At 56.4% G+C, this 12,624-nt stretch carries 11 protein-coding genes; 8 read left to right on the top strand and 3 right to left on the bottom strand.

The features are described 5' to 3' along the window. Window positions 1-7 precede the first annotated feature (7 nt). Window positions 8-865 carry a 50S ribosomal protein L11 methyltransferase gene (locus DPO_RS13735; RefSeq protein ID WP_236609965.1) on the bottom strand — a complete coding sequence of 286 codons (858 nt, stop codon included), beginning with the start codon at window positions 863-865 and terminating at the stop codon, window positions 8-10. A gap of 139 nt (window positions 866-1,004) precedes the next feature. Here DPO_RS13735 and prmA point away from each other — a divergent pair, with 139 nt between their 5' ends. The 5 genes from prmA to DPO_RS13710 are packed head-to-tail and all read left to right on the top strand — an operon-like array spanning window position 1,005 to window position 5,523. Continuing rightward, window positions 1,005-1,931 (top strand): 50S ribosomal protein L11 methyltransferase, encoded by a 927-nt coding sequence (prmA, locus tag DPO_RS13730; protein WP_006966613.1) that lies wholly within the window; start codon window positions 1,005-1,007, stop codon window positions 1,929-1,931. Beyond that, window positions 1,924-3,048, top strand: a complete 1,125-nt coding sequence (locus tag DPO_RS13725; RefSeq protein ID WP_024333035.1) for an ABC transporter permease — start codon at window positions 1,924-1,926, stop codon at window positions 3,046-3,048. The genes prmA and DPO_RS13725 overlap by 8 nt, the downstream gene beginning before the upstream one ends. Continuing rightward, window positions 3,045-3,809, top strand: a complete 765-nt coding sequence (locus DPO_RS13720; protein ID WP_006966611.1) for an ABC transporter ATP-binding protein — start codon at window positions 3,045-3,047, stop codon at window positions 3,807-3,809. The genes DPO_RS13725 and DPO_RS13720 overlap by 4 nt, the downstream gene beginning before the upstream one ends. Further along, window positions 3,806-4,897 (top strand): MlaD family protein, encoded by a 1,092-nt coding sequence (locus DPO_RS13715; RefSeq protein WP_006966610.1) that lies wholly within the window; start codon window positions 3,806-3,808, stop codon window positions 4,895-4,897. The genes DPO_RS13720 and DPO_RS13715 overlap by 4 nt, the downstream gene beginning before the upstream one ends. Beyond that, on the top strand, window positions 4,894-5,523 hold the full coding sequence (locus DPO_RS13710; RefSeq protein ID WP_006966609.1) for a hypothetical protein: 630 nt from the start codon (window positions 4,894-4,896) through the stop codon (window positions 5,521-5,523). The genes DPO_RS13715 and DPO_RS13710 overlap by 4 nt, the downstream gene beginning before the upstream one ends. A 52-nt stretch (window positions 5,524-5,575) precedes the next feature. Here DPO_RS13710 and DPO_RS13705 read toward each other — a convergent pair whose 3' ends face one another. Further along, window positions 5,576-6,067 carry a hypothetical protein gene (locus tag DPO_RS13705; RefSeq protein WP_006966608.1) on the bottom strand — a complete coding sequence of 164 codons (492 nt, stop codon included), beginning with the start codon at window positions 6,065-6,067 and terminating at the stop codon, window positions 5,576-5,578. 196 nt (window positions 6,068-6,263) lie between these two features. After that, the gene (gene priA / locus DPO_RS13700) at window positions 6,264-8,705 is read right to left on the bottom strand and encodes a replication restart helicase PriA (RefSeq protein WP_006966607.1); all 2,442 of its coding nucleotides are present in this window, start codon (window positions 8,703-8,705) and stop codon (window positions 6,264-6,266) included. Between the two features lie 133 nt (window positions 8,706-8,838). Between priA and upp the strand changes: the two genes are divergently transcribed. From upp to DPO_RS13685, 3 genes are all read left to right on the top strand, one after another. Further along, the gene (gene upp / locus DPO_RS13695) at window positions 8,839-9,465 is read left to right on the top strand and encodes a uracil phosphoribosyltransferase (RefSeq protein ID WP_006966606.1); all 627 of its coding nucleotides are present in this window, start codon (window positions 8,839-8,841) and stop codon (window positions 9,463-9,465) included. A gap of 73 nt (window positions 9,466-9,538) precedes the next feature. Next, window positions 9,539-10,786, top strand: coding sequence for a uracil-xanthine permease family protein (locus DPO_RS13690; RefSeq protein ID WP_006966605.1), 1,248 nt, complete (start codon window positions 9,539-9,541; stop codon window positions 10,784-10,786). Window positions 10,787-10,848: 62 nt separating this feature from the next. Then, window positions 10,849-12,066, top strand: a complete 1,218-nt coding sequence (locus tag DPO_RS13685) for an MFS transporter (protein ID WP_006966604.1) — start codon at window positions 10,849-10,851, stop codon at window positions 12,064-12,066. Window positions 12,067-12,624 lie beyond the last annotated feature (558 nt).

Here is a 12,624-nt window from a genome sequence, read left to right as displayed (position 1 = left end):
GAGGGGATCATTCCTTTGCGGTTCCGGAAATTGAGCCGGTACTGCGGACCGGGGCGTGTTTGGGACGGTCTGCCCGGGGACGGGCCAGAAACGTGTGCCAGATCCCGTCCGGGCTTCGGTGCTCCAGAATGGTCATCTGTTTTTTTTCCAGGGCCGCAGCCACGTCCCGGGCCTCGGACCGCAGCAGCCCGGACAGAATGACCCGGGGTTTTTTAACAAATTCCGGGCTGTCCAGCAACTGCCGCATGATATCATAATGAATATTGGCCACCAGCAGATCACAGGGCAGGTCCACAGTGGTTTCGCCTCTGGCCTGAAACGCCAGTATCCGGTCGTCCCAGTGGTTGAGGGCGATGTTTTTTTTGGTGGTTTTCACTGCCAGAAGATTGAAATCACAGGCCAAAACCCGGTCACATCCCATGGCCGCGGCCCCTAAGGCCAGAAGCCCCGTACCGGTGCCGATATCCAGCACCGTGTGGACGGGTTCACATGCACACACCCGGCAAATGAGATCCAGGCAGTCATGGGTGGTGGGGTGAAGCCCCGTGCCGAACACCACGCCCGGATCCATCATGACCGGACGTTTTCCATGGATGTGTTCAGGAACCTCCCAGGGCGGAAAAATACAGAAATCCGCCACATCATAGGGGTGAACGGCATCTCCGTGCCACTGCTCCCAGGTCATGTCATACACATCTTTGAACTCGACGCCGGGGTTGTCTGTTTTTATCCGGTCAGCCAGATCCGGCACAGGTTGGGAAAAAAACACGAACGAGGTGCCCTGTTCCTGCCAGAGACCCAGAAACCGCGGATCAGATGAGATATCCGTGTCCAGGGAAAGCATGCCTTCAAAATAGTGGATCACCAAGTTTTGATACGGGTTTTTCATAGGGCCGGAAATGGTTTTGTGTAAAATACAATTTGACTTTGCCAAAAATATGAAAAATAATCTTTTCATATGAAAAATTCAAGAACCGATTCAAAAACATCCTCAGGGCAGTCACATGGAATACCGAAAAATCATTGCCGGGTTTGAATCAGACAATCCGGCCCTGGCCGAAGAATTGATCTGTGACATGTTTTTTTCATCCGGTGTCAACGGCGTGGTGTGTCATCTGCCCTTAGCGGAACCGGACGAAGGGTTCGGCACGCCCACGCCGATGGTGCCCGACGGCAACCGCATTGAAGGGTATCTGCCTGAAACTTTGGATGCGGATAAAATTCTGGCACAGCTCATTTGCCGGGCCGAAGCACTGGCACAGGACGGCATCCATGTGATTGTCCGGACGGAAACCGTGGCGGATCAGGACTGGGCCCATGCCTGGAAAGCGTACTTTCATGTGATACGCATCACAGACCGCATTGTGGTGAAACCGGCCTGGAAGCCGTTTGATCCAAAACCCGATGATCTGGTGATCCACCTGGATCCGGGCATGGCGTTCGGGACCGGCACCCATCCTTCCACCTGCATGTGCTTGAAGCAGATTCAGGCCGAACTTACCCCTGGACAGACATTTCTGGATGTGGGGTGCGGGTCGGGGATTCTGATGATTGCCGCCGCCAGACTGGGGGCATCCCGGATGGCGGGAATTGACACAGACCCGGCGGCCGTGGCTGTGGCAAAAGAAAACCTGGAGAAAAATGAGGTGTCTGCTGATCAGTATCACCTGTGTACCGGCCCCCTGGATCAGATGGATCCCACACCATATGACCTGATTGCCGCCAATATCATTGCCCAGACCCTGGTGGCCATTATGGCGGATATCCGTCTACGCATGGCCCCGGATGGCAGAGCCGTTCTTTCCGGGATCATCCTGGAGCGGCTGCCGGATGTGGAAACAGCCCTGGAACAGCAGGGGCTGACCATACTGACCCGGGACACGGATGCAGAGTGGGTCACAATCACGGTGGGCCGGGAATCCTGTGACTGAGCTGAACATCAATCACACCGATACGGGCCGGACCCTTGTTTTTTCCGGGCGCATGGACGCCGACGGCATTGCAAAGATATGGGAAAAGGCCTGTGACGGCATCGGTACCCATGCCGGGACAGACCTGACCCTGGATTTGTCCGGGGTCACCTATTTTGACATGGCCGGTGCCGCGTTTGTGGTCCATCTTGACCGGACGGCCCGGGAACAGAACCTGAAATCCATCCGCACCACCGGACTGGACCCGGCCGCTGCCACCCTGGTGGAACGGATTTCCCGGAATGAGCTTACCGAACCGGCCCCGGCACCGCCTGCCGGCCGCATCCGGATGTTTGTGGCAAACCAGGGCCAAAGCCTGGCCGAATTTTGGGAGGATGTTAAAAACTATATTGCGTTTTTCGGGGAGATCTGCTGGTTTTTCGGTACCAGCCTGGTGCGCCCGAACCGGATCCGGTGGGGTGAAACGTGGCGGGTGGCGGAACAGGCCGGGGTGAATGCATTGCCCATTGTGGCCCTGATCAGCTTTATTGTGGGCCTGGTCATGGCGTTTCAGTCCGCCATTCCCATGAAAATGTTCGGCGCGGAAATCTATGTGGCCAATCTTATCGGCCTGGCCATGGTCCGGGAACTGGGGCCGTTGATGACGGCCATTGTCCTGGCCGGGCGGTCTGCGTCCGCGTTTGCCGCAGAAATCGGTACCATGAAAATCAATGAAGAGATTGATGCCCTGACCATCATGGGCCTGGAACCGGTGCGGTTTCTGATCCTGCCCCGGGTGATCGCTTCTACGGTGATGACGCCTTTGCTCACGGTGTTTGCCATCCTGGTGGGAATCCTGGGAGGGGCCGTGGTGATTCTGTCCATGGGGCATCCGTTTTCCGCGTATTACAACCAGGTGGTGGGATTTGTGTCCTGGGGGGATTTTGTGGGTGGGATGATCAAATGCTTTGTGTTCGGGGTGCTCATTGCCGCCACGGGATGCATCCGGGGATACCAGACCCGTCAGGGGCCGTCCGCCGTGGGTGAGGCCGCCACAAGGGCCGTGGTGTCGTCCATCATTCTCATTGCCGTGTTTGACGGAATTTTTTCAATTATTTACTATGTGTTGGATGTGTGAAAGAACCGATTATACAAGTGAAGCACCTGTTTGCCGGGTATGACGGCCAGGCCATTATGGAGGATCTGACCTTTGACATCAACAAAGGAGAGATCTTTGTGATCCTGGGCGGGTCCGGATGCGGCAAGAGCACCGTGCTCAAGCACATGATCGGGCTGTTGCCGCCCGTGTCCGGCCAGGTACTGATTCATGGTCAGGACATGGTGGCGGCCCGGGGAAAGGAACGGACCCGGCTGCTGCGGCAGATCGGGGTGGCGTTTCAGAACGGGGCATTGTTCGGCTCCATGACCGTGCTGGAGAACATCATGCTGCCGATGACCGCGTTCACGGCCCTGTCCGATGCAGCCGCCAGAACCCTTGCCCTGGCCAAACTCGGGCTGGTGGATCTGATCCGGCACAGCCATCTGCTGCCGGGCGAATTAAGCGGGGGTATGAGAAAACGGGCCGCCATTGCCCGGGCCATGGCCCTGGATCCCGGAGTCCTGTTTCTGGATGAACCGTCCGCCGGTCTGGATCCGCTGACCTCCGCAGAGCTGGATCTGCTCATCAAAGATCTGGCCCAGACCCTGGGCATCACGTTTGTGATCGTCACCCATGAACTGGAGAGCATTCTTACCATTGCCGACAACACCATCATACTGGAAAAAGAATTAAAAGGGATCATCGCCACAGGCCATCCCAAAGACCTGAAAGCGGATCCCGCCAACGAATACGCGTACCGGTTTTTCAACCGGGACCCTGAAAAAGAGAAAAAACCATGACCCAAAATGCCAATTATTTTAAACTCGGCCTGTTCGTGATCGCGGCTTTCTGCCTGGGCGTCGGGTTTCTCCTCATGTTCGGGGCCGGAGAATTTCTGAAAAAAGAGATCCTGGCCGAATCCTGCTTTGACGAGTCGGTCCAGGGGCTGGATGTGGGATCTGAAGTCAAATACAAGGGCGTACGCATCGGCACGGTCAAAGCCATCACCACGCCGGTCAAAGTGTATCAGGCCCAGTCCCAGTGTGTGCTGGTGGTGTTTGCCCTGGATCTGGACGCGTTTCCCGCCAACGGAAACCAGGACCCGGCAGACGCGGTCAAAGCGGCCGTGGACAAAGGACTCACCGTGTATCTGAGCTTCAAGGGCATTACCGGGGCCGCATATCTGGAAACCGATTATCTGCCAAACATTGGCGATCCGGTTGACATTACCTGGACCCCGGACAACCTGTATATCCCGTCCCGGAAAAGCAGTATCAAGCGTCTGGGGGATGCAATGAACCTGATTCTGGAAAACCTGACCGAGATCAATGTCATGGGAATGACCCGCAACCTGGAAAAACTGCTGGAAACATTGAATCAAAAAACCGCGGCATTGGATATGGCCGGGATTTCCCAGCGGACTTCAGCCATGATGGACGAGGTCCGGAACACCAGCCGCATTTTGTCTGAAATCCTTGAATCTCCGGATTTCCGTGGCATGATCCAGGACGTCAAAGGATCTTTCAGCGGCTTTCGGACGTTGGTGACCGATGTCCGGGACCCTGTAAATCAGACCCTCGAAGACCTGGGCCATGCCGCAGCCAGCGCTAAAACATTGACACAAAATCTGGAAGCGCGCACCGACACCCGGCTCACGGCGCTGTCTCAACAGGTGGACGGGCTCATGGAAAGCCTGAACACCACGATCGCCATGCTGGAAAACCTGGTCTGGCTCAACAGTGACACCATCAACCGGACCATCAGTAATTTTGAACACACGTCTGAAAATCTGAAGCAGATGAGTCTGGAAATCCGGCGATATCCCGCCCGCCTGCTGCTGGAAAGGCCGCCCAAACCGCCGAAAGAACCTTCTGAGGGGGGAAGATGAAACCGTTCTGGATCTGTGGGGCTGTTGCAACCGGAGTGGTTGTTCTGGCGGGTGTGTTGTTGCTGTCAGGATGCGCCGGGATTGTCCGGGATTTTCCGGAAACCCGCCTGTTTGTGATTGAGTCGCCCCGGATCAACCGCACTGCGGCCGGGTTTGAAACCGGTCAGGGCCTGTTGATCCGTCAGTTCGATATTTCTGCTGAATTTGAAAGCAGTTTTTTTGTTTACAAAGTATCTGACAACCGGTTCACCAATGATTATTACAATAAATTCATGGTTTCTCCGGCCCGGATGATTTCGGATGCGGTTCAGGAATCGCTGGATGGCTCGGTTTTCTTCCGGCAGGTGCCGACCAGTGAGCCGGATCGAATCGCGTTTCGTTTGTCCGGAAAAATTACGCACCTGTATGCCGATATCCAGGACCCGAAACATCCCCGGGCCGTCATGACGCTGCGGCTGCGGCTTGAAAAACAGACCGACGCCGGGTTCATGCCGGTGATCAATCAGGTCTACAGCGCCGTTGAACCGGCATCTGAAAATCGTTCCGATACCCTGGCCCGGGCCTGGAACCTTTGCCTGAAACAGGTGGTCACAAAATTTCTTGCGGATGTGGCCCTTTTGAAATGAGAGATCAGGCTTTGCTTATTGTCGTTGGCGCCGGCGGCATGCAGCAATCTGATCAGGCCGGCAGAGGAAATCCGCCGGGACCCACTTTCCAGGTGCCGTCCTCTTTGACTGCCGTGACCGTGGTCTCAAATTCATGTTCTTCGATCAACCCGAAGACATATCCCACAATCCGGTAAAGGGGATTGATGCTGCGGACCATGACGGCTGACAACTCGATGACGGCGGTATCTTCATCCTGTTCCACCACCCGGGTTTTTATGAGCAACGGGCGCATTTTCAGATAATCCATTTCCAGCCCCCGCCGGGCCGCGTTCTGTTCCTGCAGCCGGAAGTACATGGCCACGCGGTTGACGTCATTTTCATTGTAAAGTGCTTCCCGGCTCAGGTAATCAGCCATATCTTCATCCAGCATGAAAAATTTGTGGGTAAAGGTTTTGACCACCTCTTCCGGAGAATCCGCTGTTTCCGCCTGGACCACCGGGGCATAAACCAGGGCCATGGCCAGAAAGACCAGCAGCGATATCGACCTGAAGCAGATTTTCATTGGTTGCATCTCCTTTTATGATTATAAATTTGGTTTGGGTCTGTTTTTACCGCTTTTTCATAGCAGAGAACAACTCAATGTTCAACTGATTTCGACGTCGGATAAATTCATTTTCTGAAATGATTTATACCTTCGTGTTCTTCGTGCGCTTCGTGGTAAAATAATCTGCAGACTTGGGGGGCGGTAAATGATCGGATTACATCAAAGAATAGGGGTCCACGTCAATGCCCAAAGAGATGGTGCGACGGCGGGTGATATCCGGATGGTTCTGCAATGCCTGGACCAGGACGCTGATCTGATGAAACGACGGGCTTTTGATCAGCAGCTGCCACCGGAACCGGGAGGAAATCCGCGGAATCGGGGCCTCGATGGGGCCTAAGATATCCACGGTCTGTGCCATTTCCGGTGTGGCGTCTTTGAGCTGCAAAAGAATGGCTGCAGCCTGAAGTGCGGCCTGTTCCACGGCTTCTTTTTCGGGGCCGGACAGCTTCACCAGGATCATGCGGGTGAAGGGCGGGTATTTCAGGGCTTTGCGAAACGGGATTTCCCGGTTATAAAATGCAGTGACATCCTGGCGCCGGGCCGCCTCGATGGTAAAATGATCCGGGTTGTAGGTCTGCATGATCACGGTTCCCGGTACATCGCCCCGGCCGGCCCGTCCCGCCACCTGGGCCAGCAGCTGAAAGGTCCGCTCCCCGGCCCGGAAATCCGGCAGATTCATGGACAGATCCGCACAGATCACGCCCACCAGGGTGATGGCGGGAAAATCATGTCCTTTGGCCAGCATCTGGGTGCCCACGATCAGGTCCACGGTGCGGTTTCGGATGCTTTTGAGCAGCGCCAGAGCGCTGCCTTTTCTGGCCGTGGAATCCTGGTCCATGCGGGCCAGCCGGGCGTCGGGAAACATGGTTTTGAGCAGGGTTTCGATTTTTTCCGTGCCGAACCCGAAATTTTTCACGGCTTTTTTGCCGCAGGAAGGACATGCCGTGGATTCCGGCAGACAGAACCCGCACAAATGGCATTTATACACGTGCGCACTCAAGTGCAGGGTCATGGTGATATCGCAGTGCCGGCACTGGAGCGGCTGATGGCAGGCGCTGCATGCGGGAAACGAGGCAAATCCCCGGCGGTTCAGAAAGATCAGTGCCTGGTTGCCCGCCTCCAGGCAGGTCCGGATGGCTTTGGCCAGTTCCGGAGTGATGATCCGGTCCATGGGCGGGGCATCATTGTATTTTTTCAGGTCCACCAAGGTGATCTGCGGCAGGGGCCGGTCATTGACCCGGTGATGAAGATCCAGCTGCTGAAACCGCCCGGTCCGGACATTGTGTGCAATCTGCACCGACGGGGTGGCCGATCCCAGCACCACGGGACAATCGCACATGCGGGCCCTGACCACGGCCAGGTCCCTGGCATTATACCGCAACCCGTTCTCCTGTTTGTAGGACCCGTCATGTTCCTCATCCACAATGATGATGCCGATGTTGTCAAACGGCGCAAAAATGGCAGACCGGGCCCCGATGACAATGGATACCTTGCCCGTGGCGATGTTGTGCCACTGGTCCAGGCGCTCTCCCTGGGAGAGCATGGAATGGATCACGGCAATCTGTTCCCCGAACCGGGCCCGGAACCTTCGTTCGGTCTGGGAGATCAACGCGATCTCCGGCACCAGCACCAGGGCGGATTTTCCTCTGGCCACGGCATCGGCGGCCAGACGCAGGTAGATTTCGGTTTTGCCGGACCCGGTCACCCCGGCCAGCAGATAGGGCACAAACCCCTGGTCCAGGTGATTGAGGACTGTGTTCACCGCATTTGCCTGTTCCGAAGTCAGTTCCGGCGGGATGTCCGGTTCCACGGGGTCCCCGAAAGGATCCCGGCACACCCGGCGCTGGGTGATGGTGACCCGGCCGTCCTGTGCCAGCAGTTTGACCAGCCTCGGGGCCGTGGGCACCTGGCTTCGCAGGGCCGTCAGGGAGATCTCTTTTTTTTCTGCCACAATGGACAGGATCTGCTGCCGTTTCAATGACAATTTTTTGGCCGGGTCCGGCGGTTTTTCTCCCGGGGAAATGAATTTTTCCAGGCGCGCGGACGCGGCTTCTTTTTTCAGCACGGCAGTGACTGACAGCCATCCGCTGTCCTGCATTTTTTTGAGCAGAGACCGCAGAGACGGGGAATCCATGGTATTGAACAGCTGCTTTCGGCTGATGCCCTGCCGGGTGTCCGCCAGGGTCAGGATGCGGGATTCCACCGGGGACAGGCCCGGGGTGTCCAGTGCCATCCGGCCCTGTTCCGTGGTCCGGACATGGGCCACATCCCGGCGTTCCAGCCCCGTGGGCAGGGCCGTTTTGATGGTCTCGCCCAGAGGATGCATATAATAATCCGCCACCCACCTGAAAAAAGGGATTTCATTTTCCGGAAACAACGGATGGTCATCCAGAACATCCAAGATTTTTTTGGCGGTATAGTCTCCGCTGTCTTTGCGGCCTTTCAGGATATATCCGGTGACCCGGCGTTTTCCAAAAGGCACCAGCACCCGCATGCCCGGCCGGCAGGTGTCGGACAGATAATCCGGCACGGCATACACAAAGCTGTGGGGCATCGGCAGGGTCACTGCCACATCCATGAAAGGCCATTGGGTCATGGGCCTTATTGTGCACAAAAAAACAATTATTGCAATATCTCATCCAATGCTCTTGACTCGATTCCCGGATTTTAATAATTAAAGCAGAACTTGTCTTCATCCATACCCAACTATATTTGATAAAGGAGATATTATGGCTGTTTTTGTGGGGGACCATCCCCTCATCAAGCATAAACTGGGGCTCATGCGCAAAAAAGATATTTCCACCAAGGATTTCAGGGAGTTGTCCTCCGAGGTGGCAAGGCTGCTGACCTATGAGGCCACCAAACACCTGGCCACGGAAAAGAAAACCGTGGAAGGGTGGGCCGGTCCGGTGGAGATCGAAGGGATCAAGGGGAAGAAAATCACCATTGTGCCGATTCTGCGGGCCGGACTGGGCATGATGGACGGGGTCCTGGACCTGATCCCCTCGGCCAAGGTCAGCGTGGTGGGGTTTTACCGGGATGAACAGACCCTGACCCCGGTGCAGTATTACGTCAAAACCGCATCCGCCATGGAAGAGCGTATCGCATTGATCCTGGACCCCATGCTGGCCACGGGCGGCACCCTGATCGCCACCATTGACCTGCTCAAACAGGCCGGGTGCACCAAAATCATGGGGTTGTTTCTGGTAGCGGCCCCGGAAGGCATTGCCCGGCTGGAAGAAAAACATCCGGATGTGGACATCTACACGGCTTCCGTGGACGAGCGTCTCAATGAGGTGGGCTATATTCTGCCGGGCCTGGGCGATGCCGGAGACAAGATTTTCGGCACCAAATAAATTATGTCCTGAAACCCTGTTACATTAAAATTGATTCCCAACGCATTTTAAAACTATGAAAGAGAAGCAACCTATGTCTGTATCCAGTTCATCATCCACGGAATATCATTTTCAGGTTAAAGATTGTTTTTTAGGGGCCCAGATGCTGTTTGTGGCGTTCGGGGCACTGGTCCTGGTCCCGCTGCTCACGGGCCTGGACCCCAATGTGGCGTTGTTCACGGCCGGGCTGGGCACCCTGGTGTTCCAGGTGATCACCAAAGGGAAAGTGCCGGTGTTTCTGGCCTCATCCTTTGCGTTTATCGCGCCCATCATCTACGGGGTCCAGACCTGGGGAATCCCGGGAACCATGTGCGGCCTGGCGGCGGCCGGGGTGGTGTATATCATTTTGAGCCTGCTGGTACGGTGGCAGGGCGGGGATGCCATCCGCCGGGTGCTGCCGCCCGTGGTCACAGGACCGGTCATTATGGTGATCGGGCTGATCCTGGCCCCGGTGGCCGTGCACATGACCATGGGTAAAACCGGGGACGGCGCCATGGTGCTGTTTCCCCAGACCTCCGCCATGATCGTGGGCCTGGCGGCCCTGGCCACCACGATTCTGGTATCCATCCTGGGCAAGGGGATTCTGCGGCTGATCCCGATTCTGTGCGGCATTGCCGTGGGGTATGTGCTGTCGCTGTTTTTCGGGTTTGTGGATTTTTCACCGCTGTTTACGGCCGCCTGGTTTTCCATGCCGGCGTTCACGTTTCCGGAATGGAACCTGGCCGCCGTGTTTTATATCGTGCCCATTGCCATTGCCCCGGCCATTGAACATTTCGGGGATGTGGTGGCCGTATCCGGGGTGACGGGCAAAGATTATCTCAAGGACCCGGGCATCAAAAACACCATGCTCGGGGACGGCGTGGCCACCAGTATCGCCTCGGTGCTGGGCGGACCCCCCAACACCACCTATTCTGAAGTGACCGGTGCCGTGGCCCTGACCAAAGTGTTCAACCCGGCCATCATGACCTGGGCCGCCATCGCCGCCATCCTGCTGGCGTTTGTAGGCAAGCTGGGGGCGTTGCTCCAGACCATTCCCACCCCGGTCATGGGCGGGATCATGCTGCTTTTGTTCGGTGCCATCATGGTGGTGGGTCTCAATACCCTGGTGAGATCCGGGGATGACCTCATGGAAGCCCGGAACCTGGCCATTGTGGCCCTGATCCTGATTTTCGGCATTGGCGGCATGAGTTTTTCCGCCGGCCAGTTTCAGCTCCAGGGCATCGGCCTGGCCGGTATCCTGGGGGTGTTACTTAACCTGGTACTGCCCCAGCCCCGAAAGTAGAAACGAGAACGGGGTCAGGCCTGCGTTATTGTCGTTATTACTGACCCCGATTGGAGCGTTGCATGACAAAACCGTTGCACTACGGGTGGATGATTGTTTTCACCGGCACCATGGTCCTGTTTTCCTGCCTGGGACTGGGCCGGTTCGCTTTGGGCATGCTGCTGCCCTCCATGGGGCTTTCCCTGGAATTGTCCTATTCCCAGATGGGCCTGATCGGCACGGGGAATTTTGCCGGATACATGGCCTCCGTGATCCTGGCCGGTGTGGTGGCCCGGAGCATCGGGGCCCGGAATACCATTGCATTCGGGCTGGTTCTGGTGGGCGGATCGATTCTGGGCATGAGCCGGTCCGGCGGATTTGTGCCGCTCATGGTGCTGTATGTCGTGACCGGTGTGGGGTCGGGCCTGGCCAATGTGCCGTTGATGGGCCTGGTTTCCCACTGGTTTAAAAAAGATACCCGGGGCCGGGCCGCCGGACTCATGCTCACTGGCAACGGCCTGGCCATCGTATTTTCCGGATTGATGGTTCCCTGGATCAACGCGGACCTGGGACCTGAAGGGTGGCGCACCGGATGGCTGGTGATCGGGGTGATCTCTCTGGGTGTGGCCGTCATCAGTGCCGTGCTGTTGAGAAATGATCCGGCAGACATGGGCCTGGACCCGGTGGGGCGGCCCGATCCGGTCCCGGCGACGGAAAATGATGCCCCGGCCAGCACTTTTTCTGCTTCCAAATCCCCGCATCGATGGACCATGGTGCATCTGGGGTGTATTTATCTGTTTTTCGGTGCCACCTATGTGGTGTATGCCACGTTTATCGTTACTTCGCTGGTGGATGAGCGAGGATTCGGCGAAGGCACGGCCGGCACGTTCTGGGCTGCCGTGGGGGCATTGTCCATTTTTTCCGGTCCGTTGTTCGGGTGGCTGTCCGACCGGATGGGACGGAAAATCACCATCATCGGGGTGTATCTGTTGTTCACGATTTCCTATGCCCTGGCCGGGGCCAATCTGTCCCTGCCGTTTCTGTATGTTTCCATCGGTATTTTCGGGCTGGCCGTGTGGAGCATTCCCACCATCATGTCCGCGGCCGTGGGAGACTATATGGGCCCCCGCCTGGCCGTCCGGGCGTTCGGGTTCATTACCCTGTTCTTCGGGGCCGGACAGATTGTCGGACCCATGCTGGCAGGCATGCTGGCCGACGCGTTCGGCAGTTTTTCCCCGGCGTTTTTTCTGTGTGCATTTCTCACTGCCTGCGGCGCCTCCCTGACCTTTTTCCTCAAATAGGTGTGGGGGGGCAGAAAGAAGAAGGGGTCACCCATTAAAGGGCCAGTCAAGGAAAAAAACACCTCCCCTGTGAAAAAAGTTTCCTTTTTCCTTGACTGCTCTTACTCCGGTTATTGTCAGTCCAACAGTTACGGCCTTTATTCCTGGTTTGCACCTGTTATTTCGGCGTGTTGGTTTGCGGCTTATTGATCCGCACCAGTCACCCATCGGGTTCAAGGCGAGTGTGCATCAGCGTAATGCTTGATACACGGCCCCTGGTCCATCTGGACCCCAGAAAATCTTCAGTACCATGCCGTGGCTAATTGTTTGTTTCAGACCTTATGGTTGTTAACCAACCCCTTACAGGCTCACGGCATAGGCGAATCAGGTAATAAAAACCATTTTAACGGCTGCGGCAGTTTCCAATCAGGCCTGCTGGTTCGATGCCAACCCCTTGGTCGGTTCCCTGCCGCAGCCAAACTCAGCAAACAGTCTGGCTTCATCATACGGTATCTGGTCCCGCATGATATAGTAAGATGCCCTGCACAGTTTATTGCTCAGGGCTTTAACTGCAACAAT

Origin of the sequence: Desulfotignum phosphitoxidans DSM 13687 (genome assembly GCF_000350545.1) — a bacterium.
GTDB lineage: Bacteria > Desulfobacterota > Desulfobacteria > Desulfobacterales > Desulfobacteraceae > Desulfotignum > Desulfotignum phosphitoxidans.
Note: the sequence above shows the minus strand (reverse complement) of the source record. Positions and strands in the feature narration are given on the sequence as shown.